The organism is Ensifer canadensis, from assembly GCF_017488845.2.
GTDB classification, from domain to species: domain Bacteria; phylum Pseudomonadota; class Alphaproteobacteria; order Rhizobiales; family Rhizobiaceae; genus Ensifer; species Ensifer canadensis.
In genome coordinates this window covers 1,694,067-1,719,636 of the sequence record NZ_CP083371.1, presented here as the reverse complement: position 1 = coordinate 1,719,636, position 25,570 = coordinate 1,694,067, and the positions used below count along the sequence as shown (strand labels likewise).

Sequence of the window (25,570 nt, the reverse complement as noted above, 5' to 3'; positions counted from 1 at the left end):
ATAGGGGCGGCCGAGCAATCGGCCGCTCTTCTGCCTGACACATGGAACGGAAAACATGCAGAAAAAAATCGACCAGTTGCGCCGCAATGTGGTGCCGCCGCAAAAGCTCTTCATCGGCGGCAACTGGCGCGGCGCCCAGTCCGGCAGGATGCTGGATGTCATTTCCCCGATCGATGGCACGCGCCTCACGACCATCGCCGATGCTGATGTCGACGACGTCGATGCCGCTGCGCGTGCCGCCCGGGCGGCCTTTGAGAAGGGCACATGGTCGAGGGCTGCACCGGCGGAGCGCAAGAAGGTGCTTCTGCGCATAGCCGAACTCATCGAGAAAAATGCTCTCGAACTTGCCGTTCTCGGCGTACGTGACAATGGCACCGAAATTTCGATGGCGCTGAAGGCTGAGCCAGGCAGCGCCGCCGGTACCTTTCGCTACTACGGCGAGGCGATCGACAAGGTCTACGGCGAGATCGCGCCGACCGCTGACAACGTGCTCGGGCTCGTTCTTCGCGAACCCGTCGGTGTTGTCGCCGCTATCGTTCCCTGGAACTTTCCGCTGATGATCGGCGCCTGGAAGATCGCGCCGGCGCTCGCGGCCGGCAATTCGGTCATTCTGAAGCCTGCAGAGGGCGCGTCACTGACCTTGCTGCGGCTCGCCGAACTTTGCGCCGAAGCCGGCCTGCCTGAGGGCGTGTTGAATGTCGTGACGGGCAGGGGGGCGGTCACCGGCGAGGCGATCGGTCTCCATGCGGATATCGACGTGCTCGCCTTTACCGGCTCGGGCGGCGTCGGCCGGCGACTGCTTGAATATTCGGCGCGCTCCAACCTCAAGCGCGTCTATTTGGAGCTAGGCGGCAAGTCGCCCAACATCGTCTTTGCCGATGCCCCGGATCTCGATCAGGCGGCGAAAATCTCAGCCTATGGTATCTTCCGCAACTCCGGCCAGGTCTGCGTTGCCGGCTCGCGCCTGCTGGTGGAGCGATCGATCCACGAGGCCTTTACCGAGAAGGTTGCGGCGATCGCAGCAAACATGAAGGTCGGCGATCCGCTACTGCTGACAACCGAGGCCGGTGCGATCTCCAGCGAAATCCAGCTTAAGAAGAATCTCGGTTTCGCCGAGCAAGCGATAGCCGAGGGCGCGCGGCTGAGGGCCGGCGGCAAGCGTATCCTCGAGGAAACGGGCGGCTTCTACATGCGGCCGACGATTTTTGACGTCGATCCGGGCATGACGCTCGCCAGAGAAGAAGTCTTTGGGCCGATCCTCTCGATCATCCCCTTCGACGATGAAGCCGACGCGCTCCGCATCGCCAATGGCACCGAATACGGGCTTGCGGCGGCCGTCTGGACCGCGAACCTGTCGCGGGCGCATCGCATTGTGCGCTCTATTCGGGCCGGCGTCGTGCACGTCAACACCTATGGCGGCGCCGACAATACGGTGCCGCTTGGCGGAGTGAAGCAGTCGGGCAATGGCCACGACAAGTCACTGCACGCGCTCGACAAATACACCGACCTCAAGACCGCCTGGATCCAGCTCTGAGGGCAGCGAATAATCGCCACCAAACGAAACGGGCCGGAGTTGAACACCGGCCCGTTTCGTTTTTGTATTTCGGTATTCTACCCGCCGAAACTGCCGAGCTGTGTTGGCACGTGCACGTAGTTGCGATCGAAGTAGAGGAGCGCGTTGCCGTCGCTACGCGATCTTATGCCGACGACGCGGCCGATCAGGATGTGGTGGGTGCCGAGCAATCTTGCTTCCGCCAGTTCGCAATCGAGCGAGACGATCGCATCCTTCACAGCGAGACTTCCCGACTGCATCTCGACCCAGTCGGCGGCGGCATAGCGGGTTGCCATGTCCTTGGTGGCGCCGGCGAAATGGCCGGCGAGCTCGGTGTGGTCGTGGCTGAGCACGTTAACGCAGAAGCGCCGGTTGTCGATGAACAGGCCGCATTGCGTCGAGTTCCGGTTCATGCAGACGAGCAGGCTCGGCGGGTCGTCGGTCACCGAGCACATCGCCGTTGCAGTGAACCCGCCGCGCCCGGCGGGTCCATTGGTGGTGACGACATTGACGGGCGCACAGACCCGCGCCATCGCGTTGCGGAATTCGGTCTTGGAGATAGCCGTTTCCATGGCAATCGCCTCACTCGGCCGCATTGCGGATCGGCGCCTCGGCGCCAATTGGCGGCAGCCAGGTGTCGCCGGTCCAGCCATGCTGGTCGTAGTCGCTCATACAGGTGTCGACGAGGGCTTCCATCTCTTTCAGACGCCCGCCGCGCTCGGCGCCCTTCAGCACCTGCAGGCGGACTTCTTCAGGCGCGCCGGCATAGTTGAGTTCATAGAGCGCATGGCGCCCGCCGAACTCGGTGCCGGTCGCGTCCCACAGCAGCTTCATGATCTTGATGCGCTCGATATGCCCCATGTCGTTGGAGCCGCGGACATATTGCGCGAGGTAGCGATCGATCTCGCCATTGCCGAAATCCCTGACCGAGGACGGCAGGTAGATGAGGCCGGACGCGATAACCCGGCGAATGGTGTCGACCACTCGCGGATAGGCTTCCGACATGAACGTTCGGTAAGAGAGTGCGGCTTCGAGATTGGGCAGAACGGCGCCATCCGCCCACGGGATGGGGTTGTAGGCCATGGCATTGGAAAAGCTCCAGAACATGTGCCGAAGCGCGATGACCTCGCCAAGGGCTGCCTGGTTGCCGCGAAACGCGTCGCCGCCGGTTGCCCGCAGCGCTTTGGCCAGCAGGCCGGCGAGGAAGTCGAGCTTGACGGCAAAGCGGGTGCAACCCTGGAAGCAGTAGCCGTGCATGAAGCCCGATGCCGGATGAAACGAAAGGATCTTGGCGGCATCGCGCAGCACGAGCACGTCCTCCCAGGGCACGAACACATTGTCGAGCACCAGGATGGCATCGTTCTCGTCGAAGCGCGACGACAGCGGATAGTCGAAGGGATGGCCGACAGTGTTGGCCGTCTGCTCGTAGGAGACGCGGCAGAACATCTTGATTCCAGGCGCATTCATCGGGACGATGAACATCACCGAGAGCGACGGATCCTCGGTCACTGTTGCCGAGCTCTGGGCAAGGAAATTATAGTGCGTCAGCGCCGACGACGTCGCCACCACCTTGGCGCCGGAGACATAGATGCCGGCATCGGTTTCCTTGGTGATATGAACGAACACGTCTTTCACCGCATCGGCAGGTTTATGCCGGTCGATCGGCGGGTTGACGATCGCATGGTTCATGAACAGCGCCGCTTCCTGGGCGCGTTTGTGCCAGGCGAGTGCATTGTCCTTGAAGGGTCCGTACCAGGAGGCGTTGGCGCCAAGCGTGTTCATCAACGCCGCCTTGTAGTCGGCCGTGCGTCCCATCCAGCCGTAGGACATGCGCGCCCATTCGGCGATCGCGCCCTGCTGGGCAACGAGGTCGGCAGACGATCGGGCGACGCGGAAATATTTGTGGGTGTAGCCGCCGGAGCCGGTGTCAGTGGGGGTGGTCAGGGTCTCTTTCCTCGCCGGGTCGTGCAGCGCATCGTAGAGCCTTGCCAGCGAGCGGGCCGAATTGCGCATGGCTGGGTGGGTGGTCACATCGGCGATGCGCTCGCCGTTGATATAGACCTCGCGGCCATCACGCAGGCTTTCGAGATATTCGGCCCCGGTAAACGGGCGCGCCTTGTCGGCGCGAAAATCCTCAGCTCTCATGGTTCTCCTCCTTGAGTTTCGTCAAGACTAGGCATTGATTGTCGAGGCAGCCATGGACAGAATGCCAAAATGACTTGCACTTTTTCGGGTGGTTGATGGCCGACATCATTCCAAGCTTCTTTGTCTACGGCGAACCGGAACAACAGCTCGAACCGGGGTTCTTCCACGTCGAAACGGTGATGGCTCGGCGTGGACTGCATCAAGGACAGGTCAGGGCCCATAAGCATGATCAACTTGCCCAGGTGACCTACTGGTTTCGCGGACGTGGGTCGTATTTCATCGAAGACAAGGTTTTGGACTTTTCCGCGCCAGCCGTCAGCTTCGTGCCAAGCGGTATCGTGCACGGTTTCTCCGTCGAACCGCTGGAAAGCGATGCTTTCGTAATATCGATCGCCGACGGCTTGATGCTGTCCGCCCGGGAGAGAACAGTCCTGGCGCTCGATGCGCCGATCATGGTTGCCGGCGCCCGGGACGACCGGCAGTGGCAGCGCCTATCGTCATTGATGGACATGATCGCAGAGGAGTACGGCACGGGAGCTTTCGGTACCCAGTCGATGATGGCATCGCTGGTATCGGCGATCCTGACGCAGATCGCGCGCCTTGCCACCGCCGCGCCATCGCCGTCGCAGTCCCCCGATATGATACTCGCAACACAGTTGCGGCGCATGATCGATGCGCATTTTCGCGAGAACTGGACGGTTGGGCGCTATACGAGTGCTCTTGCGACCACCCCGCACCTGCTTGCCAAGGCCAGCAATGCCGCGTTCGGGATGCAGGTGAAGGAACTGATCAATGAGCGCCGGCTGCTGGAAGCCAAGCGTCTGTTGCTTTTCACCGTTCGATCACTGGAAGATATAGCCTACGAGATCGGACTGAAGGATGCCGCCTACTTCTCCCGTTTCTTCCGCTTGCGTACCGGCATGGCGCCAAGCGACTGGCGACGGCTCAAGCTGGCGGACGCGATCGTGCCATCCTGATTACGACTTCGCCTATCTGTCCCGACAATGCGCTCATCCATGCTTCATTACGGACCGCCGAGTGGAAGAAATCCCGATCGGATCCGGCCCGACAAAGTGTCTTTGCCGTGCCGATCAAACAATTTCCGGGATAATCATGATTGGGCCTTGAAAACCCTGAGCCACTGACTATCTAGGGCATCACTACCCGTATCGATGGCGTCCTGCAGCGGCTAAGCCCGCGCGTTTGACGTTGTCCGGGTCAAGAAAGGGCGCTCCCCGTCAAGGGTCGAGCGCCTTTTCTATTTCGGGGCTCTCCCGCATCGGGCGGCGGCGGGCCTGCCGTCCGTCAGCTTGCAGGTGCTGTGGTCACGAGACGTCTGCCGCCCTTCGCGTTTTCCGGGCGGTGAACCGTGTTGTGATGGAACAAACGCGTTTCCGGTGTATTGTTGTTACGGGAGGCCCCAAGATGTCAGTCCGTCACCCGAAAGGCAGACGCACGTCCGCAATGCTGCTGCCGTCAGCGCAATGGCCACGTCACGCGGCGACGGCTCAGGCGCGCCGTGCCTGGCTTCACGCGCTGTTGGGACGACCGGAGCCGGAGGATCGCGTGTTGCGTGAGAGCCAGGTGGCAGATGCCGGCGACGGCGGGATTGTCAGCGCCGGGGTTTATTTTGACGAATCCACAACGGTGAACCGGCAGCCGCGTCCTCACGATTACAGTTCGGCAGTGTCAGCGCAACAAGCGCCGGCGTCTGCGGCAACCACCGACGTCGATGCTTCCGGCGGAGCCTTGTGGAACGCGCTTTTGGGCGACGACACATCCCACGGCATGCAGCGCTTCGCCAGGCTGATCGCCCTTTTCATCCTTCTTTCCGGGCTGGTGTTCTGGTTGCTTGCGCCCTGAAGGGCTTGCAGAAGGTCGGAACCATTTCATTCGCAGCCGGTTCTACCCCTGGGTTCACAAACCGGGAAGGACTTCGCCATGCCATCGATCGACACAGCCAAAATTCTGATCCTCGCTACCGACGGCTACGAGCGCTCGGAACTGCACGTCCCGCGCGACGAACTGTCAAAGCGCGGCGCCAAAGTGACCATCGCATCGCTGGAAAAACGGGCCATCAAGAGTTGGGACAAGGGCGACTGGGGCGACACCGTTGACGTCGACCTGACGGCAAAGGACGTGTTCGTGCGAGACTTTGATGCGCTTGTGCTGCCAGGCGGGCAGATCAACCCGGACCTGCTAAGGAAGAACCCCGACGCGATGCGCGTCGTCACCGATTTCGTGCAGTCGGGCAAGGTGGTGGCAGCCATCTGTCATGCGCCGTGGCTGCTTGTCGAAGCCGACGCCTTGAAGGGGCGCAAGGCAACGTCCTATGCCTCCATCCGCAAGGATGTGGAGAATGCCGGCGCGCAATGGGTCGATCTGAAGGTCGTCAGCGACCACGGTATCGTCACCTCCCGCTCGCCAGACGATCTCGACGCCTTTGTTGCCAAGATCGTTGAGGAGATCGAAGAGGGTCGCCACGATCGGCGTGCCGCTTAAACTCGACAGAAACGAGGGCGACCGCCATCAGGTATCGCCGCATCTCGAGACACCATGGCCGGCCGGCGTTTGCTTCCGGTCGGGCCATTGACGCTCGTTACTGCAGCGCCTTGGCAAGGAAGGGCAGGCTGACATCCATGCGGTAATCGACCGAATTGTGGTTGTCCTCGAACTCCTCATAGGTGTGTTCGATGCCGAGTTGCTTCAGCGTCCGATGGATGCGGCGATTGCCGTAGAGCAGATTGTACTGATCCACAGTGCCGCAATCCATGTAGAAGGCCTTGAGCTTGCCGATGTTGTGCCCATGGGTCTTGGCGAGCTCAACGGGACGCACGCCATCCAATTCTGCCAGCGGTCGTCGATGAGCTCGCAGGTCTCCAGATCGACCGGGAGCCGCAGGCCTTTGAAGGCCTCGAGGTTGGGATCGGGGTCGTAGCTTGCCGCCTGGGCCAAAACGAGGAGGACGGGGATGTCCTCATCGGCATGTTTCTCCCGGGCCTCATAGGCTCGAAACCAGCTTTCAATCGAGAGATCATGCCGCGCAAGCGCGCGCAGCACCATGGGAAAGTCAGCCGCCATCAGGTCGAAGCCGGCGTCTCCGGAATGGCTCGCTGCCGCAGCCCAGACATCCGGCCGCCGGAAGGCGTGGGAGAACGCGCCGTAGCCACCCGAGCTTTTTCCAAAAACGCCGCGCCGTCCGGTGCCGCCGCAGCCGAAGCGGGTTTCGACTGCCGGAAGCATCTCGTCGATGAGGAAATCCTCCCAACGGCCGACGACCTCGCTGTTGACATATTGGTTGCCGCCAAGAGAAGTGAAGCAATCGGGAAAGGCGACGACCACCGGCGGCATCTGCCCGGTCGCAATCAGCCGGTCCAGGCGCTCCGGGACGTTCTCGAAGAAGGCTTTCCAGGCGGTGTGCAGAGGGCCGCCGGCCGTAAAGCCGACGAGATCGACGAGCAACGGCAGGCCGGCGCCATCATGGTTTGCCGGGATATAGACATCGACGTCGCGGCGGCTCGGATCCCCGAGCCTGTTGCTTTTAAGCACGTCGCTGTCGACGCTGAGACGGGACACCGTGCCCTTGGGATAATCTGACTTCCGCATTCTTTCCTCCTGATCGCTCCCCGGTTGTATCGCCCGCAATCGACACGAGCCACCATTATCGTCGGTTTGAAGACGTCCCTTCGAAAGGACGGCTCTCGGGATCGCGTAGGGCGCTAGCGCAAGATGCTCGTCAAGAACGTCATCACGGCGCCATTGAAAACATCGGGACCCTGCAATGGGGCAAAATGGCTGAGACCGGGAAGGACGTGAAGCGTCGCGTCAGGTAGCGTTTTGGCGAGATAGGTCATGTGCTCCTGCTCGATGAATTCGTCAAATTCGCCAAGGACCGCGGCCACGGGCACGGAGATACCGGCAAGTGCTGCCGCCGACAGGTTGGGCTGTGTCCGCTGCATCGTTTCGACGGCTGCCGAGAGCGCGTCGAAATCACCTGGCGTCGCCGAGAATGCGGCGTAGTCCTTCTGATGTTGCTGCCAGATGCGGCCGATAACAGGCGTGAACACGAACGGTTTGGTGCCTGTATCGTCGACGTTGCAGGCGAAGAAGAAAATGCCGGCAACGCGCTCGGGCGTTTCTTGGGCGAGGATCAGGGCGGTATCGGCGCCATCGCTCCAGCCGACGATCGCGGCCTTCTCGATCCCTAGCCGATCCATGACGGCGCGGGTATCGGCGGCCATCAGCTGGTAGCTGTATTCACGTGCGTCGCGTGTGCTGCGGCCGTGGCCGCGGCTGTCGATGATGACAGCGCGATAGCCGGCTTCGACGATTGCCGGGACCTGATAGCCCCAGTTTCCGCTGTTTCCCATGCCACCATGCAGCAGGATGACTGCGGGGCCGGAACCATGGCTCGCATACCAGATGCGTGCGCCTTCGTTTTCGACGAAGCCATGTTCGTGCGGCTCCGGAAGCGATGGGATCCCGTGGCTTTCAACATAAGTCAGATCAAGGTCGCGAAAGGTCATTGGATATCCCATTCTGTTCCTGCGTGAACGCCGTGAGATAGAGACCGCCGCGATTGCTGCAAGGGTGGCGGGTCGGCGGTTCCGATGTCGGGGAGGTGATCTTGCTTAGGCAGATTAACGCTTTCACCTGAAGTTGGTCCGAAAACAATCACGCCGGCCACCGGCAGGTGGCGTGGGCGGTTGGAATAACATAGTCCTTTTCCAGTCGGGCTCGTCACTCTGCAGATTGGCAAGCAGCGAGGGGCGCGCGGCGATCTGCGGTTGAGGATTTAGGCATCTTTACTTAAAGACCGTTAGAATGCACTCAAAGGCGATGCGCCTTGCACGGAACCCTCTCCCCGCGAACCGAGATGGAACAGTAATGACAGGTTCTTCCGACACCAATATTTTTGATCTGGCGCCGATCGCGATGTGGATCGAGGATTTCAGCGGGGTCACAACGCAGTTCGATCGTTGGCGGGCCGAGGGCGTGGTCGATATCCGCGCCTATCTCAGAGAAGACTTGACGCGTGTCGCCGCCTGCTCCAGCCGAATTCGTGTCCTGCAGGTCAATCGCCGGACACTGGACCTGTTTGAAGCCAGGGATCTCGATCACCTCTCCGCGAACCTGTCGAAGGTCTTTCGCGATGAAATGCTCGACAGCCATGTCAATGAGCTTGCCGAATTGTGGGAGGGCAAGACCGAGTTCAGCAGCAGCGCGGTCAACTACACGCTGTCTGGCCGCAGGCTCGACATTCAGCTGCGCGGCTCGGTGCTACCAGGATACGAGAACACGCTCGGCCGGTTGCTGCTGACGACGGAAGATGTCACGGCGCGTGAGGAGGCGCGCCGCAACGAACTGGCCAACCGCCGTTACGCCGAAGGTATCTTCGAGCATTCGCCGGTGTCGTTGTGGGTCGAGGACTTCAGTCGCATCAAGTTGCTGCTCGAGGATGTCCGTCATCGAGGGATCGTCGATTTTCGCGTGTTCACGGACGTCCATCCGGAGTTCGTGCGCCAGTGCATGAGCGAGATCAGGGTCATCGACATCAACCAGGCGACGCTCGACCTGTTCTGCGCGCCGGATCGGAACACGTTGCTGCAGCGTCTCGGCGACATTTTCCGCAACGAGATGGAGAAGCACTTCAAGGAGCAGTTGATCGAGCTGTGGAACGGCAATCTTCTGCACCACCGCGAGGTGGTCAATTATGCGCTCGACGGTTCCGAGCGCCACGTCCTGCTGCAATTCTCCGTGCTTCCGGGCCATGAAGGCGACTGGTCGCTGGTCCAGGTGGCGTTGACCGATATCACCGCACGCAAGAAGGCCGAGGCCTATCTCGAATATCTCGGCAAGCATGACGTGCTGACCAAGCTGCACAACCGCGCCTTCTACATGGACGAGCTGAACAGGCTGGAGCGCAAGTCGCTTCGCCCGGTCTCGGCCATCGTCATCGATCTTGATGGCCTGAAAGCGGCCAACGACCAGCTTGGCCACGACGCCGGTGATGCCCTCCTGCGCCGGCTCGGCGAAGTGTTGAACGGTGCGGTGTCGCAGCCCAACCATGCCGCCCGCATCGGCGGCGACGAGTTCGCCATCCTGATGCCGGGTGCCGACCGGCTGGCAGCGGCCACCATGGTCGAGACGATCAACGAACTGTTGAAGATCAACAACCAGTTCTATTCCAACGCTCCCCTCAGCATATCGCTCGGCGTTTCGACCAGCGATACCGGCGAATCGATGGAGGCGCTGGTCAAGCGAGCGGACCTCAGCATGTACGAGCAGAAGCGGGCGCGATACGCCACAAAGGAGAGCCGTGACGCCCAATATGCCAAGGCGGCCAGCGAGCGTGGCGGCGCAGCCTCGGCGGCCTAGCACCGTTTCTGCAGGACGGTCGTGCAGGCAAGGCGCCCCACAGCGCCGCGCGTCTTATTAGACGCGCAAATGTCGCTGTAGCACTTTGGATTGCTGCATGTTTTTATCCTCAAGTCGAATAGGATTTAAGGAAACATGCAGTAGGAAGAGAGTGGCACCTACCATCTGGCGCCGTCGATGAGCCGGTGGGGTATGTCTTCCCAGACGGATCGATCGAACAGGCGCATGTTGACACCCATGCGCGTCGCGTCAGTGCCGATCGGCGACCAATGGGTGGTGCAACCGCAGGTGCCGCAATGGTGCATCGTCAACGTGGCATCGCCTTGGACGTAGCCGACGAGCTTGCCCTGCGGGTCGCTGATCGAAACCTCTTCTGCGTTGTAATAGCCCCAAAGCGTGCCTAGTCTTGAACACAGCGAACAGTTGCAGCTGCCAAGTGTGTCAGGGCGGACACGGACGGAAAGGCGAACCGACTTGCAATGGCAATGGCCTTCGATCATGCGACCTTCTTCCCGTTTAGTGTCCTCGTGCAGAAATCCGGATGCGGATGATACCAGATCCCTGGAGCGAACTGTCACAGCCACGGTTCTTCATGGCAATGGCAAAAATTTGGTGGTCGCTAGGATGCGGTCATCGGCTGCACTCCGGCTTGTCGCGACCCGGTACTCACTGGGGTAGCGTCGCTGCAATGACAGAGCAATGGTAAGCCGATCGTCTTCGCATTCGAATTGTTCGCCGATCATGATCGTCAGGCGGCGATTGCCCGTGCCGTCCGCACATGTCTATACTCCGGCCAAGGCTTCAATTTCTGAACAAGCCTCAGCCCGCCCGATGGCCGGACTGTTGTCCGCCGCCTGATGCGTGGTGCCTTTGCGAACTTCGATGCCGCCGCCCTTAATCGAGGGCGTCAATTGCCAGCAAAACCTGTTGTCGCGGGAGAAAAGCATGCGCAGTTCCTGCCTGAATGTTCTTTCCTTCACCCTTATCGCCGCACTCGGCTCGGTTTCGCCATCGGCCGTCAGGGCCGCCTCGCCGGAGCCGGTCAAAGCCGAGCACGGCATGGTCGTCACCGCCCAGCATCTGGCGTCGGACATCGGCGTCGAGGTCCTGAAAAAGGGCGGCAACGCCGTCGATGCTGCCGTTGCCGTCGGCTATGCGCTTGCAGTGCTCTATCCGACCGCCGGCAATATCGGCGGCGGCGGCTTTATGACGATCCGTTTCAAGGACGGCAAGACCACCTTCCTCGATTTTCGCGAGCGGGCGCCCGCTGCTGCGACCAAGACCATGTATCTCGATGACAAGAAGCAATTGGTCGATGGCCTGAGCACCGAAGGATATCTGGCCGTCGGCGTTCCTGGGCCGGTGATGGGCTTCGAAGTCGCGCGAAGCCGCTATGGTACGCGTCCGCTGAAAGAGCTGATCGCGCCTGCCATCGTCCTTGCCAAGGACGGCTTTCGGCTGGAGCAGGGCGATGTCGATTCCTTTGACGGCGAAACCGAAAGGCTTGCCAAGGACCCGGCAGCGGCAGCAATCTTTCTGAAGCCCGACGGAAAACCCTTTGCCGTCGGCGAGACACTGGTCCAGGCGGATCTCGCCGCCTCGCTTACAAGCATCTCCGAAAAGGGAACCGACGCCTTCTACAAGGGGGCGATCGCCGACGCCATCGTCAAGGCAAGTGCTGACAAGGGCGGCATCCTCGCCAAGAAGGATTTCGAGCAATACGCCGTGCGCGTGCTTGAGCCGGTCAAATGCAACTATCGTGGTTATGACATCGTCTCTTCGCCGCCGCCGTCTTCCGGAGGCGTCATCATCTGCGAGATCCTCAACATTCTCGAGGGCTATCCGCTCTCCTATCTCGGCTACGGCTCGGCCGAGACCGTACATGCGATGATCGAGGCCATGCGCCATGCCTATGTCGATCGCAACACGACACTTGGGGACCCGGACTTCGTCGAAAACCCGGTCGCCAAACTGCTCGACAAGGCTTATGCGGCCGAGATCCGCGGCAAGATCGATCCGTTCAAGGCTGGCGTCTCGCAGGCGCTGATGCCGAAGGGGTTCGCAGAGAGCAAGGAGACGACCCACTATTCGATCATCGACGACGAGGGCAACGCGGTCGCCGTCACCTATACGCTGAACGGATCTTTTGGCGCCGGCGTGGTAGCGCCCGGAACCGGCATTCTGCTCAACAATGAGATGGACGATTTCACAGCGAAGCCGGGTGCTCCCAATCTTTACGGGCTCGTTCAGGGCGAGGCGAACGCGATCGCGCCGGGCAAAACACCGCTTTCATCGATGAGCCCGACCATCGTCTCCAAGGACGGCAAGCCGTTCATGGTGATCGGCAGCCCCGGCGGAGCGCGGATCATTACCATCACGCTCGAGGCGATCCTCAACGTGGTCGATCACGGCATGAACATCCAGGAGGCCGTCGACGCGCCGCGCATCCACCATCAGTGGCTGCCGGACAAGGTGTTCATGGAGCCCTACGCCCTTTCGCCCGATACGCGTAAGCTTCTCTCGGAGATGGGCCATGATGTGCAGATCGACAAGAGCTGGAGCATCTGGGGTCAGGCGACCGGCATCCTCGTTGGCGGTGAAAGCGTTGCCGAAATTGCAGCCGGCGGCGGCGCCCGCTACAACGGTGCGGTCGACAGTCGCATCGGCGCGGGGGCGGCCAGAGGGTACTGATCGACCGCCACGGGTCGCCTCGACGGTCAGTCCGGCTTGAAATTGCCGAGATGCTCGACGAGGTCGCGGGCGAGCGGCGAGAGGTCTTCATTCGGCCTGAGGCAGATCGACAGGCGACGTGTCGCCCATTTGTCGGTCAGGCGGAGGGCGGAAATCGCCGTCGTGCGACGGCATCGGCGCGCAGCTGTCTGCGGGACGATGCCGACACCGACATCCTGTGCGGCCAGACGGCAGACATCCTCGAAGCTGCGCACGCGCAGGCGGTAGCTGATCCGGCGGCCGATGCGGGCCGCCTGGCCCTCGATATGGTCCTGCAGGGCACTGCCTTCCGCGAGGCCGGTGAACGCGTGGTCGAGCAGATCCGTGAAGCCGATCTGCCTTGCTTCCGCCAGGGGATGGTTCTTGGCGACCACGGCAACCAGCCGGTCTATCGCGAAGGGGATGAGCCGCAGGCCGGTCGCGTCGACGGCATCCGAGATGATGCCGATCTCAGCCAGGCCGCCTGAGACGGCCTTGACGATGTCCGAGCTCTGGCGCTCCTTCAGGTCGATATCGGTTTGCGGATGGACCTCGAGCCAGCGCCCAAGACGGTCAGGCAGGAACTCCGTGATCGCGGCGGTATTGGCAAGAAGGCGAATGCTCGCCCGCAATCCCCTCGCGTATTCGCCGAGCTCTCCATGCAAATGCTCCATCTGGCGCAGCACGAGCCGGGCATGATGGGCGAGCGCTTCGCCAGCTGCCGTGGTCGTTACACCCCTGCGCCCGCGCGCCAGAAGCTGCACGCCGCCCTTGTCCTCCATGCCGCGCAGCCGCTCGCTGGCGGCGGCCAGGGAGAGGTTCGCGACCCCGGCGCCGTGTGTGATGCTGCCTGCCTCGACGACGGCAAGAAACAGGCGAAGGTCGATCAGGTCGAAGCGCATGCCGCCACGATAGCGGCAAATGTGCCTTCGGCACAACCGAAGTCTGCCTGCGGATCATCCGCATTGCGCCACGTCATCGCTTCATGACTTTAGAGCCATGATCGAACTCTCCACATGGCTCACCGGCGCAATCGCGACCGCCTTTTTCCTCGCTGGCGTGGTCAAGGGCGTGACGGGCATGGGGCTCCCCACCGTCGCCATGGGCGCGCTCGGCGCGCTGTTGTCGCCGATTACGGCCGCCAACCTGCTGATCCTGCCGTCCCTCGTGACCAATGTCTGGCAGCTGCTGGCAGGTCCCGCCTTCCGCCCGCTCATGCTGCGGCTCTGGCCGATGATGCTGGCGATCGGCATCGGCACCGTCCTTGGCACCGCTCTTCTCGCGGGCGGCGATATGGCCCTGTCGACAGCCATGCTCGGGGCGGCGCTTGTGGTCTATGCCGGATATACGCTCATGGCGCGGCCGTTTTCTGTATCCGCAAGAGCCGAGGCCTGGCTGTCGCCGCCTATCGGCATGATTACGGGCGTGGTCACCGGCTGCACCGGCGTCTTCGTCATGCCAGCGGTGCCCTATCTGCACGCTCTTGGCCTGGGGAAGGAGGACCTGATCCAGGCGCTCGGCGTCTCCTTCACCGTATCGACGATGACGCTTGCGGCAGGTCTGTTGTGGCATGGGGCGTTGCAGGCCGACAACCTGCTCCTGTCGGCGATTGCCATCATGCCGGCACTGGCCGGCATGTGGGCGGGGCAGGCGATCCGCCGTCTGGTCAGCCCGACCACGTTTCGCCGGTGGTTCCTGATCGGCCTGCTGCTTCTTGGCGCGGAGCTGGCCCTGCGACCCTTCTTCTAGCCCTAGAGCGTTTCCGATTTAAACGGAGTCACGGAAACGCTCTACCTCTTTGTTTCCAAGCACTTTCCTGGAAATGCTCTCCGATCACGCCACATAGATCGGATTGCTGATGGCGCGGCGCACGGTCTGTTGTTGCAGTTCCACTTCGGTCAGTTGCCAGGGCAACCCGCCGCCAAGGGCCGCGGTGAAATCGCTGATTATCTGCGGCCGGCTCTTCTCTGCTGCGATTTCGGCACGCAGGAACAGGTTCGGTCGCCCGGAGAATTGTCCGACCCAGTGGTTGTCTTCGATGAGTTGATCGGCAATCTGCCCTGTCGCGTCGAACCAGAGCAGCCGATCGCCTTTCGCTCCGCGAACTTCGGCTTTCGCGTCGACCGGCCCCCGGACTGTCGAGCCCATCGGCTGGCCATCGACCGAAAGTGCCAAATGCGGTCCATCAGGGCTCTCGGTGATATAACCAAGCCCGGCCTTCATGGCAGCGAGGATCGCGTTCTCAGAAAGTTCTCCCAGCCAGAGCACGGTTGTCGGTCGCGCAAGCACGAGCGGCCCTTCGGGCATCAGCCGCGCCGGCTGGTGGAAGTCGCTGCCGCCGATTGCCGAGATTTTCTTGCCCGAAGCCAGCCGGTGCTGATACCGGCCGAGCGATACCCAGTTCCACGCCATCCAGTGCGATTGCCAGACTTCCATGCAGTCGATCTCCGGCACGTCGTAATCCCAGGGGATCGTCGGCTTGTCGTGGTTGATCGACAGCAGGCCGCCGCGCTCATGCACCATTTCGGCGAGCGTGTGCCCATGCTCGGGCCGGGTCATGCGGAAATCGATCCAGTCGTCGACGCCAAAGACGTTGGCATGGCCGATGGCGGTCGTCACTTCCATCGCACGCACGAAGACGAGGTCGGCGGACGAGTTGGGATGGAAATAGCGGCGCTGGCTGATGGTGTTGTGGTCGGCAACGGCGAGAAAGTCGAGCCCGGCCTGCTTGGCGGCTGCGTGCAGCAATTCGGGCGAGCCTGCCGCATCGGAGTGGAAGGTGTGACAGTGCAGATCGCCGCGATACCAGCCGGCCGCCTTCCTGACGGGGAAGGTGCGCGCGGGCTGCGGTTCGAGCGCGAGAGGCGCATTGTCATGGCTGAACGTCAGCGTGACATCGGCACCTTCTGGCGGAAGCTTGTAAAGGCCGAGCATGACCTGCCAGCGACCGGCAGGCATCTCCCCGTGGATGTAGCCGGGCGTGGCGTCGTCCGTTGCGACGAAAAAGCGGTCGCGGGCGCCGCCGCTCCAGCCGCGAAAGCCGGCGCGGGTCGGATAATCGGTCGCGCGCGGATCAAGCATGCCGAGATCGATGATGCAATCTTCCGCTTTTGCATGGGCCATGGTGACATCGATGCGCGTCGTGCCCTCGGGCACGTCGAAGGGCACGTAAAAGTACGGGTTGGCGGCCTGGTCGGCGCGTGTCACGTGAACGGTGGTCGTCATCATTTGCAGCAGTCCGGACTATTCGCCAAGGACGGGAATGCGGGCGCCGGTGCTGTCGAACAGCGTGACGTGTTCGGCGTCGAAGGAAAGTCGCACCGTCTTGTCTACCCTGATCTCGTCGTCGGTAAAAATGCGGGCCGTGACGCGGCCGGCATCTTTCCGCTCGATCGTCACCAGGCTTTCCGGCCCCATGTTCTCGTTGGCGAAAAGCTCGCCGGTGATGATGTTGCCGTCGTCGGGACGGGCAATGCGCAGATGCTCCGGGCGAACGCCGAGGGTTATCGTTTTGGCGCCGACCGCCTTTGCGATGGCGTCGGAAACCGGCAGTGCCGCGACCGACAGCCCCTCGGCGCGAAGCTGCAGCTTTCCGTCGATGATTGCAGCCTGCGCCGGCACGAGGTTCATCGGCGGGTTGCCGACGAAATTGGCAACGAAGGTGGTGGCCGGGCGCCGATAGATCTCGATCGGCGGCGCGAACTGGACGATCCGGCCCTTGTCCATGACCGCGATGCGGGTGGCGAGCGCCATCGCTTCCGCCTGGTCGTGGGTGACGTAGACGGCGGTCATGCCCATGTCGCGCTGCAGGTGGTTGAGAAACCCGCGTGCTTCCAGGCGCAGCTTGGCGTCGAGGTTGGAGAGCGGCTCGTCGAAGAGATAGACCTGGCTCGGATAGACGAGCGCGCGCGCCAGCGACGTGCGCTGCTGCTGGCCGCCGGAGATCTGGCTCGGCAGGCGCTTCATCAGATCGCCGATCTTCAAGACGTCGGCGACCTCCCTGGCGCGGGCATGACGCTTGTCCTCCGCCTCGCCGCGCACCTTCAGCGGATAGGCGATGTTGTCGGCAAGATTCATGTGCGGATAGAGTGCATAGTCCTGAAAGACCATGGAGATCTGCCGATCCTTCGGGTGCAGGTAGGTCACGTCCTTGCCGCCGATCAGCACCTTGCCGGAGGACGGCGTTTCGAGCCCGGCGATCATGCGCAGGCTCGTCGTCTTGCCGCAGCCGGATGGTCCGAGCAGGCAGACGAACTCGCCGTCAGCAATCGAGAAGCTGATATCGGGCAGGGCGTTGAATGCGCCGAAGCTCTTGGAAACGTTCTGGAATTCGACAGAGGCCATGAGACTGGTTTTCCGATTACGACTTGATGCCACCGAAGAACCGGAAACCGAATTTCCAGTTCACGAAGAGGTAGAGCGCGATGACGGGGAGCGAATAGATGAGTGAGTAGGCGGCAAGCAGTGTGACGATCGGCGTGCCGGCCTCGGAATAGAAGGAATAGATGGCGACGGAGGCGGGCATCAGGCTGTCGCTGCGCAAGAGGATGAAGGGGATCAGGAAGCTTCCCCAGATGTTGACGAAGGCCCAGACGACGACCACGACGATACCCGGCCGGATCACCGGCAGGGCGACGTCGAAGAACGCCTGCAGTGGAGAGGCGCCTGCAACCATCGCGCTTTCTTCATAGGAGCGCGGGATGGCGTCGATGAAGTCGCGCAGGATGAACATGGCTGTCGGCAGTAGCCCACCGGCAAAGACGAGAATGACGGCGAGATGCGTGTCGATCAGTCCGGCCGCAGAAACGATCAGGAAGATCGGCACCATCGCGGCCGAGCCGGAGACCACTGACGAGAACAGCAAGAGCACATAGGTGACTGCGCCTTTTCCGGGGATTGGCGAGCGGGAAAGCGCATAAGCCGCAAGCGTTGCTGCCGCGCCGACGAGGACGACGCCGCCGAAGGCCTGCACCAGGCTGTTGAACAGCGCCTGCATGGCGAAGGTGTTCTGAAACACCGTAGCAAAATTGGCGAACGTGAAGGGTTCCGGGATGGCAAGGCCGAGTTCGGCGCGGGCGTTGAACGGCGCGAAGAGGAACCAGACGAGCGGTAGCGCGAAGATGGTGCCGAGCAGGGCGGCGACCACCGAAAAGCCCATGCGGCGGAAGTAGATACGGGAAGAGAACGGCATCATTCGGCCTCCGCCGGCTTCTTGTGGGCAAGCCTCAGATAGACGAGTGCGAAAGCCAGATTGATGAGCATGATGACCACGCCGACGGCCGCGCCCTTGCCGAACTCGAAATCCTTGAAGGCGATGCGGTAGGTGTAGATCGACAACAGTTCGGTCCGATAGGACGGCCCGCCATTGGTCAAGAGGAACGGCGTGAAGACATTGAAGGTCCACATGGTGATGAGGATCAGATCGGTGACCACATGGCCGCGGATCAGCGGCAGGGCGATATCGCGCAGCTTCTGCCAGGAGGTTGCGCCGGCGACATCCGCCGCCTGGAAATAGCTCGGCGGGATCGACTGGAATGCCGAGTTGAACAGCATCATCGAGAAGGCAGCCCCCCGCCAGGTGTTGAAGAACACGATGACCCAGAAGGGCTGCTGCAGCAGCCAGTCTCCCGGCGGCAGGCCGAGACCGCGCATGATCATGTTCAGCGTTCCGCTGTCATAGTCGAGGAATGCGAACCAGGCGAAGCCGATGACCACTTCCGGCAGGATCCAGGCGGCAATGACGGTCGTCTGCAGAAAGGACTTCATACCGGGCGACACGGACTGGCTGAGCCAGGCGAGGATCAGCCCGAGCAGCGCCTGGCCGATGAGCGCGGAGAGCAGCACGAACTGGATCGTCAGGATCAGCGAAAAGCCAAACTGGCCGCGGGTGAAAAAGGTGGCAGGATTGAAGAGGGCGAAATAGTTCTGGAGACCCACGAAATCCGGGTCGAGCGCGGTCCGTCCAAGCAATGTCCTGTTGGTGAAGGAAACGAAGATCACCCAGAAGAAGGGGATGATGACGAAAACACCGACCAATGCCGTTGCGGGAGCCAGGAAAAGGGCGCCCGCCCGCGTGGACAGCAGCGAGAATTTCTTCATGCGTTGAGTTTCCCATTGCAGGGCGAAGCGGTTCGGCAAGATCACCGGTCGGCCGATCGGCCGACCGGTGATATCAGGCCCGATCAGAGACGGCTGACCGTGTTCTCTTCACCGACGATGGCGATCACGGCGGCCTTGTACTGGGCCATCGCGTCTTCCGGCGACAGTTCGCCCGAGACGACGCTTTCGGTCATGCGCTGGATCTCGGTCGAGACCTTGTTGTAGTTGGCGTCATTGGGACGTGCCGTGGTGATGGGCAGCAGGACCTCGGCGGTCTCGGTCAGGAACGGCGAGTTGGGGATGGTGACGTCGTTTCGAATGCGGATCGCCGGCTGGATCTCCTGGAAGGCGGTGAGTTGCTCCTGGCTGTTCATGAAAGACAAGAGCTCCCAGGATTCCTTCGGTGCGTCGGTATGCGGGTTGATGACGAAGCCGGTGCCGCCGGACATGGTGACGAAGTCCTGGCCGCGCAGGCCCTTGCCTGGTTGCGCCGCCGGCATCTTCTTCCAGGTCATGACATTGTCACGGTCGGCGACCGCGAACTCGGCGTCCGGTGCGGTGACGGAACGATAGAACCAGTCGCCCTCCACCAGCATGGCGGTCTTGCCGTCGCGGAAGTTGGCGAAGGTGCGATTGCGCCCGTCGGCCAAGAGCTGGGCGCGCTGGTCGCCGAGCTTGTCGTCGACATAGATGGTCTTGTAGAGCTTCAGTGTATCGAGGATGCCCTGGCTGGAGACGATGTATTTGCCGGCATCGTCTGTGACCTGCTCGCCGGTGCCGAGCAGCGCCATCCAGTAGCCCTGCATAGTGGTGGCCTCGCCCATGGAGACGCCGGCATTCAGCTGCAGCGGGAAGGAATCCGGCGCCGCCGCCTTGATCTTGCGCGCGGCGTCGAGCAGTTCGTCCCAGGATTTCGGCTGCCACGTCGCCGCGTCGAGGCCCGCCTTCTGGAACAGGTCCTTGCGCACGAAGATCATGCGCGCGTCGGTGCCGAGCGCGATGCCGTAAGGCTTGCCCTGATAGCTCATCAACGCCTTGGTGCCGTCGGAAATGTGGCTCCAGCCTTCCCAGGCATTGACGTCGGCGCCGGCCACTTCTTCAAGCGATTTCAACAGCCCGCCCTGGACGAAGCTCGGGATCAGGAAGCCATCGAAGCCGGAGACATCCGGGCCAGCACCGGTGGAGAAGTCAAGCGCCAGCTGCTGTGTCAGCTGCTCGTCCTCGCCGCCGAACTGATTAAGCTTGACGGTGACGTCCTTGCCTTCGGCCTTCATCTTGGCGGTAAAGGCCGGAATGACCTTGTTTTCGATCCACTCGGCCATGCCGCTGTTGACCCCGCCGACAACGCATCGGCAGGTGATGTTGAGCTCGGTTGCCATCGCCGGCCCGGACAGGGCCATGATGGCCGCCGCGCTCAGCAAATATGACTGAATCCTTCTGCGCATTGAAACTCCTCCCACGGTGGTCCGGTTCTCCGGACCGTTTCGGCTGCGGTGCATCCGGGCTGGAATCGGCCTCCTCCAGTCAATCCCATCCCGTCTGGACTTAAGAATGAACACGCTTTCATTTTTGTCAACACGCCATGAAGTGGATTCTGGTGATGAGGCTTATACGTGTTCAAGCTCTCCGGGTTTTGCCGTCTATGAGGTGATTTCTACTGACATCTTGACGGAAGCGCGATCATTGGTGCAGGTTGAATTGAACACGTTTTCATTTTTGCGCAGAGCACTACCATGAGCGAGAAAACCGACAGGAAAGCAGGACGCGCCACGGCCGATCTGGTGGCACGAGAGGCCAATGTCTCGCGCGTCGCTGTCTCGCGCGCCTTCAATCCGAATGCGTCCCTGAAGCCGGAGAAGCGAGATCGCATCCTGAAGGTGGCACGTGAGTTGAACTATACGCCTGACATGGCCGCGCGTTCGCTGGTAACCAGGCGCTCGCATCTCGTCGGCATGATCGTTCCCGATGTCTGCAGCCCCTGGGAAAGCCAGGAGATCGACGCCTTGACGACCGCGCTGCAGGCAGAGGGCTTCGCGACACTTCTGTTCAAGGCGAAAGCCGATTTCAGCATGGACCCGATGCTGCTGACCTATATGCGCGGCTTCAATCCCGACTCGGTCATCGCCTTTACCGAGAATATCGAGCCTGATGTTCTGAGCGGCTTTCTCGATCGTGCCGTTCCGATCTACGTGATCTATGACGACGCGGATGCGTTTGCCGGCAGGGCGTCCGAAACACTCTATGACCGTCTTCTCGTGCGGCAGAAGGACGGCATCGAACAGGCGGTCGCCTTGCTGCAAGGCTATGGTGCCCGTCGCATCGCCTATCTCGGCGGCAAGAAGCAATCCCTTGCCAATACCGAACGCGAGCGGATGATCGCGCAGGTGCTGGCCGAGCGCGGCATGGCGCCGCCGGTTATCGTCCCCGGTGACTACACCTACGACACCGCCTATCGCTCGACGCTTGATCTCTTCCGGGTCGGATCCGGCGCCGATGCGATCTTTGCGGCCAACGACGTCGGGGCGTTCGGCGCGATCGATGCCCTCAGGCACGAACTCGGCCTTTCAGTGCCTGGCGATGTCAAGGTCGTCGGCTTCGACGACATCCCGCAGGCACATTGGAAAAGTTACAATTTGACCACCGTCCGCATCGATCTCGACGATCGCGTTCGCGCCCTTGTCCGGTTGATCCTTCGACGTCTCAAGACGCCGGATGCCGACTCCCTGGTCGAAACCCTGACCACCCGCCTCGTCGTTCGCGGCACCGTCGGCTGAATGGAAGAACATGACAGAAAAACGCGTGCATCTGGTCTTCAAGACCCATCTCGACATTGGCTTCACCGATCACGCGGAAAAGGTGCGTCGCCAGTACCACGACCGGTTCATTCCGCAGGCGATCGAGACGGCCGAGCATTTTTATGCCGAGGATCCGCGAGATCCGAAGTTCGTCTGGACGACCGGTGCCTGGCTGATCTGGGATCACCTGACGTCGCGTTCGGCCGCGGAGGTGAAGAAGCTCGAGCGGGCAATCGATCTCGGACTGATCCGCTGGCATGGCCTGCCGTTCACCACACATACGGAGTTGATGTCGCCGGAGCTCTTTCGCGCCGGCCTTTCCTATTCACAGGAACTCGATCGGAGGTTCGGCAAGAAGACGATTGCGGGCAAGATGACGGACGTGCCGGGGCATACGCTCGGCATGGTGCCGCTGCTGGCCGAGGCCGGCATTCGCTTCCTGCATCTCGGCGTCAACACCGCGTCGCCGCCGCCTGAAACACCTGACATCTTTCGCTGGCGTGCGCCCGGCGGCGCAGAAATCGTCGTCATGTATCAGCGATCCTATGGGGAGACTTATTTCCCCGAAGGTTTTGCCGACGGCCTGAGCTTTGCCCACACAAGCGACAATATCGGTCCGCAAAGCGTGCCGCAGACCGCCGAGGTCTATCGCGACATGCGCCGCGAACAGCCGGATGCGACCGTCCGCGCGGCAACGCTCGAAGATTATGGCGCGTTGATCTGGGATGCGCGGGAAGCTTTTCCCGTCGTCGAGCACGAGCTTGGCGACAGCTGGATCCACGGCAGCGCCTCCGATCCGGTAAAGACCGCCCGTTTCCTAGCGCTTCAACGGCTTTACGACCGGTTCGCAGCCGAAGGCCTGACCGCCAGCCGCCTGGCTTTCGGGCAGAAGCTGACGATGGCGGCCGAACATACCTGCGGCGTCGATATCAAATCCTATCTGCGCGACGACACGGCCTGGTCTCGGCCCGACTTTGAGGCCGCCCGCAAGACCGACCACCGCTTTGCCTATACGGAAGCCTCCTGGCGCGAACAGCGCGCCTATCTTGATGACGCTCGCTCAGTGCTCGACGGCCCGGACGCAGCGGCAGCCGATGCCGCCTTGGCCGAATTGACCGTACCGGCCCTGATAGCCAGAGGAGACAGGCGGACCAGTCTCGCCTGTGGCAGCTGGTCGATCGAGCTCGAACCTTCGACCGGAGACATTCTTTCGCTGACTGCCCCGTCCGGGAAGTACATGGCTGGCCGGTCAGGTCCGCTGATCGCCTATCGCTACGAGAGCTATGACGCTACCGACGTCAACAGGCACATGGACACCTATCTGACTCATCGCCAGGAATGGGCGATCCTCGATCACGACAAGCCGGGTCTTGCCCGGTCCGGCGCGGCTCTGTCCCGTGTCTTTACGCCGACCTTTCAGGCAGCGGACGCATCCGGCCTGCTCCTGTCCATGCCTGAGCAGGCGGTTGCCGGTTACGGCGCGCCGCGCCATGTCGCTCTCGCCTTCTCAGGCGAAGACGACACGCTCGAACTTCACCTGACCTTGCACGAAAAAAGCGCCAACCGCATGCCGGAGGCGAGCTTTCTCTCCTTTATGCCAGCAGGCGATGTCGCGTGGAGCCTGCGAAAAATGGGGCTCTGGCACAAATCCGGCAACGCCGCTGCCGGTGGCGGCGCGCAACTTCAGGCGGTCACCGGCGTTCGCGGCGATCTTGCTTCGGGTGGTTCGTTGTCGATCGAGCCGCGCGACACGCCCCTGGTCGCGCCCGAGGCTTGGGACTTTATGACGTTCTGCAAGACATTGCCGGACTTCAGCGAAGGCGTTCGTTTCAACATCCACAACAACAAGTGGGGAACGAACTTCCCGATGTGGTGGGAGGGCGATTTTTCCGCCCGCTTCCGGCTGCGATTGGACGACTGAATGCGAAGCCGACGGGCGGCGATTGAGATGAGAGCGCTGCTGCCCGGGCATGCGAGCTAGCCCGTTCGAATGCCTACGTTGTGCGAGGTCGGGTTGTATGCCCGGAAACCTCGGCGCCCGCCTCCCGAGGCAGGCCAAGAAAACGCAAGCTCGAGACGATGCCGATCGACGCAACCACCAGAAACGCCCCGCGGAAGTCCGCAAGGGCTGCCGTTTCGCCGCCGCGAAGGGCTTGCGACAGATTGAGAACGGCGGCGGCAACCGCAACGCCCAGAAGCATGGCCACCTGCTGGAGCATGCTCGACAGGGTTGACGCCGAGCTGCGCTGGCTCGCGTTGATATCGGCAAAGCCAAGGGTATTGAGTGCGGTAAACTGCATCGAGCGGAAGAGCCCGGCAGCAAATAGCAGCAGAAGCGTCAGCAGTTGTGGCGTATCCGTTGAAAGCATCGCGCAGGCGCCGATCGCCAGTGAGGCGAGCAGGCCATTGCCGACGAGTATGCTGCGGAAGCCGAAACGGCGCAGCAACGGCGTGGTCGCCGTTTTCATCGCGAGATTTCCGGCGAAGTAGGCGAGCACATAGATGCCGGTCTGGATCGGAGCGAGGCCGAAGCCGACCTGGAAGAGCAGCGGAATCAGAAAGGGCGTCGCATTGATCGCGACCCGGCAGGCGGTGCCGGCCGACAGTGTCGACATAGCAAAGGTCTGAACCTTCAAGGCGGAGAGATTAAGCAGCGGATTGGTGATTGACTTGAAGTGCCGTGTCGCCAAGACCCCGATGGCAGCACCTGTTGCCAGCAGCAGGACGATCGCCAATGCATTGGCTGTGCCGTGGACGAAGGCTTCGAGCCCGGCCAGAACCAGTGTGAGGCTGGTCGACGACAACACGAAGCCCTTGGCGTCGAGGCGGCGCGTCGCTTCCTCGCGCTGATCCGGAACGAAACGCAGCACCAGCGCCAGGCCGATCAGTCCGATCGGGATGTTGATCAGAAAATTCCAGTGCCAGCTGAAGTAAGTAGTGATGACGCTGCCGAGAAGCGGGCCTACGACCGGGGCAATCAGTGCCGGCCAGGTGATGAGCGCGATCGCGCCGACAAGCTCCGACTTGCGGGCGTTCTTCAACACGATGATCCGGCCGACCGGCGTCATCAACGCGCCGCCGATGCCCTGCACCGCGCGTGCAGCGATGAACTGGCCGAGGCTTCCCGACAATCCACAAAAGAGCGACGCGAGGGTAAAAATGGCGATCGCGACGAGGAAGACGTTGCGCGCCCCGAAGCGATCGCCGAGCCAGCCGGAGAGCGGAATGAAGGCCGCCATCGTCAGCATATAGACGGTGATGCCGATGCTCATGGCGACGGGCTGGACGCCGAAGGAAGCCGCCATCTGCGGCAACGAGGTAATGACGATCGTCCCGTCGAGCATCTGCATGAAGAAGGCGATGGCGACGACGAGTGCGACGATGCGGGAATTGAAGCTGGCGGATGCGTCGGAAGCGTCCGTGCCGGAGGGGATCGTCGTCATCTGATCAGCACCGGCCTGTGTTGCGAACAAGGATTCGGATAACCGACGGGAAGGAAGGGGAGCGCTCGATTGTAGTGGAATACGACATCATAGGGGCGGTTCAGAGCTGATCACGGTTTCGCCGATCCACGGCTTTAAATGCGGATCGCGGTGATAGAAGGGCGGGCCACTCTACCGGTTGGCGCCAACGCCCTATATGCCTCGTCCGACGTGTGGATGTCGATGCATTTGTCGCAATCGATGCAGTCTTTGAAACACTTTACCTCGGACATGAACTTCTGCGCGCCCATAGCGACGCACAAGCTGAACACCCGGCGGGAAGGCGTATGCTGGTCTTGCACCGGCCGTAATCATTCTCATAGCGTGTCGAGCATGAAATCGAGACCCGGTCGGATTCGAAACTGTTTTGCAAGTTGGCCGCCACGAGACGTCCGCTCATGTCACGTGAA

At 61.7% G+C, this 25,570-nt stretch carries 24 protein-coding genes; 10 read left to right on the top strand and 14 right to left on the bottom strand.

The features are described 5' to 3' along the window. The first annotated feature begins 55 nt into the window (after positions 1 to 55). Entirely contained in the window at positions 56 to 1,534 is a 1,479-nt protein-coding gene (locus J3R84_RS27590) for an aldehyde dehydrogenase (protein ID WP_113567143.1), read from the top strand. 77 nt (positions 1,535 to 1,611) lie between these two features. Here the strand turns inward: J3R84_RS27590 and J3R84_RS27585 are convergent, their stop codons facing one another. After that, positions 1,612 to 2,124, bottom strand: coding sequence for a flavin reductase (locus J3R84_RS27585; RefSeq protein ID WP_057225027.1), 513 nt, complete (start codon positions 2,122 to 2,124; stop codon positions 1,612 to 1,614). A gap of 10 nt (positions 2,125 to 2,134) precedes the next feature. Beyond that, the gene (locus tag J3R84_RS27580) at positions 2,135 to 3,697 is read right to left on the bottom strand and encodes a 4-hydroxyphenylacetate 3-hydroxylase N-terminal domain-containing protein (protein WP_113567141.1); all 1,563 of its coding nucleotides are present in this window, start codon (positions 3,695 to 3,697) and stop codon (positions 2,135 to 2,137) included. 95 nt (positions 3,698 to 3,792) lie between these two features. Between J3R84_RS27580 and J3R84_RS27575 the strand changes: the two genes are divergently transcribed. The 3 genes from J3R84_RS27575 to J3R84_RS27565 all read left to right on the top strand — a co-directional run bounded on the left by J3R84_RS27575 (position 3,793) and on the right by J3R84_RS27565 (position 6,199). After that, positions 3,793 to 4,674: a helix-turn-helix domain-containing protein gene (locus J3R84_RS27575; RefSeq protein ID WP_057207357.1), complete on the top strand. Its 882-nt coding sequence runs from the start codon at positions 3,793 to 3,795 to the stop codon at positions 4,672 to 4,674. Positions 4,675 to 5,266: 592 nt separating this feature from the next. Then, positions 5,267 to 5,560, top strand: a complete 294-nt coding sequence (locus J3R84_RS27570; RefSeq protein ID WP_128090486.1) for a hypothetical protein — start codon at positions 5,267 to 5,269, stop codon at positions 5,558 to 5,560. A 78-nt stretch (positions 5,561 to 5,638) separates the two neighbouring features. Beyond that, entirely contained in the window at positions 5,639 to 6,199 is a 561-nt protein-coding gene (locus J3R84_RS27565) for a type 1 glutamine amidotransferase domain-containing protein (RefSeq protein ID WP_057207356.1), read from the top strand. A gap of 97 nt (positions 6,200 to 6,296) precedes the next feature. Here the strand turns inward: J3R84_RS27565 and J3R84_RS38840 are convergent, their stop codons facing one another. From J3R84_RS38840 to J3R84_RS27555, 3 genes are all read right to left on the bottom strand, one after another. Further along, on the bottom strand, positions 6,297 to 6,455 hold the full coding sequence (locus J3R84_RS38840; RefSeq protein ID WP_203529014.1) for a hypothetical protein: 159 nt from the start codon (positions 6,453 to 6,455) through the stop codon (positions 6,297 to 6,299). Beyond that, a complete protein-coding gene (locus tag J3R84_RS27560; protein WP_203529015.1) occupies positions 6,404 to 7,303 on the bottom strand; it encodes an alpha/beta hydrolase in 900 nt (299 codons plus the stop codon). Before J3R84_RS27560 ends, J3R84_RS38840 begins: the two co-directional genes overlap by 52 nt. Before the next feature lie 113 nt (positions 7,304 to 7,416). Further along, entirely contained in the window at positions 7,417 to 8,223 is an 807-nt protein-coding gene (locus J3R84_RS27555) for an alpha/beta fold hydrolase (protein WP_203529016.1), read from the bottom strand. A 361-nt stretch (positions 8,224 to 8,584) separates the two neighbouring features. Here J3R84_RS27555 and J3R84_RS27550 point away from each other — a divergent pair, with 361 nt between their 5' ends. Further along, positions 8,585 to 10,075, top strand: coding sequence for a sensor domain-containing diguanylate cyclase (locus J3R84_RS27550; protein ID WP_203529017.1), 1,491 nt, complete (start codon positions 8,585 to 8,587; stop codon positions 10,073 to 10,075). Between the two features lie 158 nt (positions 10,076 to 10,233). On the opposite strand, the gene J3R84_RS27545 is transcribed toward J3R84_RS27550, so the two are convergent. Next, positions 10,234 to 10,575, bottom strand: a complete 342-nt coding sequence (locus J3R84_RS27545) for a GFA family protein (RefSeq protein WP_025428289.1) — start codon at positions 10,573 to 10,575, stop codon at positions 10,234 to 10,236. Between the two features lie 282 nt (positions 10,576 to 10,857). After that, on the bottom strand, positions 10,858 to 11,022 hold the full coding sequence (locus J3R84_RS27540; RefSeq protein WP_156408417.1) for a hypothetical protein: 165 nt from the start codon (positions 11,020 to 11,022) through the stop codon (positions 10,858 to 10,860). On the opposite strand from J3R84_RS27540, the gene ggt reads away from it, so the two are divergent. Then, complete coding sequence (ggt, locus tag J3R84_RS27535; protein WP_113567137.1) at positions 11,021 to 12,766, top strand: gamma-glutamyltransferase; 1,746 nt, start codon at positions 11,021 to 11,023, stop codon at positions 12,764 to 12,766. The two genes, J3R84_RS27540 and ggt, sit on opposite strands and share 2 nt — an antisense overlap. A gap of 26 nt (positions 12,767 to 12,792) precedes the next feature. On the opposite strand, the gene J3R84_RS27530 is transcribed toward ggt, so the two are convergent. Next, on the bottom strand, positions 12,793 to 13,686 hold the full coding sequence (locus J3R84_RS27530) for a LysR family transcriptional regulator (RefSeq protein WP_113567135.1): 894 nt from the start codon (positions 13,684 to 13,686) through the stop codon (positions 12,793 to 12,795). Between the two features lie 97 nt (positions 13,687 to 13,783). Between J3R84_RS27530 and J3R84_RS27525 the strand changes: the two genes are divergently transcribed. Continuing rightward, the gene (locus tag J3R84_RS27525; protein ID WP_025428292.1) at positions 13,784 to 14,533 is read left to right on the top strand and encodes a sulfite exporter TauE/SafE family protein; all 750 of its coding nucleotides are present in this window, start codon (positions 13,784 to 13,786) and stop codon (positions 14,531 to 14,533) included. 84 nt (positions 14,534 to 14,617) lie between these two features. Here the strand turns inward: J3R84_RS27525 and J3R84_RS27520 are convergent, their stop codons facing one another. The 5 genes from J3R84_RS27520 to J3R84_RS27500 all read right to left on the bottom strand — a co-directional run bounded on the left by J3R84_RS27520 (position 14,618) and on the right by J3R84_RS27500 (position 20,328). Then, the gene (locus J3R84_RS27520; RefSeq protein ID WP_203529019.1) at positions 14,618 to 16,012 is read right to left on the bottom strand and encodes a CehA/McbA family metallohydrolase; all 1,395 of its coding nucleotides are present in this window, start codon (positions 16,010 to 16,012) and stop codon (positions 14,618 to 14,620) included. A gap of 15 nt (positions 16,013 to 16,027) precedes the next feature. Further along, positions 16,028 to 17,128: an ABC transporter ATP-binding protein gene (locus J3R84_RS27515; protein ID WP_057220694.1), complete on the bottom strand. Its 1,101-nt coding sequence runs from the start codon at positions 17,126 to 17,128 to the stop codon at positions 16,028 to 16,030. 16 nt (positions 17,129 to 17,144) lie between these two features. Further along, positions 17,145 to 17,975 (bottom strand): carbohydrate ABC transporter permease, encoded by an 831-nt coding sequence (locus tag J3R84_RS27510; protein ID WP_025428295.1) that lies wholly within the window; start codon positions 17,973 to 17,975, stop codon positions 17,145 to 17,147. Further along, positions 17,975 to 18,883 (bottom strand): carbohydrate ABC transporter permease, encoded by a 909-nt coding sequence (locus J3R84_RS27505; RefSeq protein ID WP_025428296.1) that lies wholly within the window; start codon positions 18,881 to 18,883, stop codon positions 17,975 to 17,977. The genes J3R84_RS27510 and J3R84_RS27505 overlap by 1 nt, the downstream gene beginning before the upstream one ends. An 83-nt stretch (positions 18,884 to 18,966) precedes the next feature. Next, positions 18,967 to 20,328, bottom strand: a complete 1,362-nt coding sequence (locus J3R84_RS27500; RefSeq protein ID WP_025428297.1) for an extracellular solute-binding protein — start codon at positions 20,326 to 20,328, stop codon at positions 18,967 to 18,969. Between the two features lie 106 nt (positions 20,329 to 20,434). Here J3R84_RS27500 and J3R84_RS27495 point away from each other — a divergent pair, with 106 nt between their 5' ends. The 3 genes from J3R84_RS27495 to J3R84_RS27485 are packed head-to-tail and all read left to right on the top strand — an operon-like array spanning position 20,435 to position 23,599. Beyond that, positions 20,435 to 20,620, top strand: coding sequence for a hypothetical protein (locus J3R84_RS27495; protein WP_203529021.1), 186 nt, complete (start codon positions 20,435 to 20,437; stop codon positions 20,618 to 20,620). Beyond that, positions 20,617 to 21,657 carry a LacI family DNA-binding transcriptional regulator gene (locus J3R84_RS27490; RefSeq protein ID WP_025428298.1) on the top strand — a complete coding sequence of 347 codons (1,041 nt, stop codon included), beginning with the start codon at positions 20,617 to 20,619 and terminating at the stop codon, positions 21,655 to 21,657. Before J3R84_RS27495 ends, J3R84_RS27490 begins: the two co-directional genes overlap by 4 nt. A gap of 10 nt (positions 21,658 to 21,667) precedes the next feature. Next, positions 21,668 to 23,599, top strand: coding sequence for a DUF5054 domain-containing protein (locus J3R84_RS27485; protein ID WP_203529023.1), 1,932 nt, complete (start codon positions 21,668 to 21,670; stop codon positions 23,597 to 23,599). Positions 23,600 to 23,672: 73 nt separating this feature from the next. On the opposite strand, the gene J3R84_RS27480 is transcribed toward J3R84_RS27485, so the two are convergent. Beyond that, positions 23,673 to 25,121, bottom strand: coding sequence for an MFS transporter (locus J3R84_RS27480; RefSeq protein WP_171520694.1), 1,449 nt, complete (start codon positions 25,119 to 25,121; stop codon positions 23,673 to 23,675). Positions 25,122 to 25,570 lie beyond the last annotated feature (449 nt).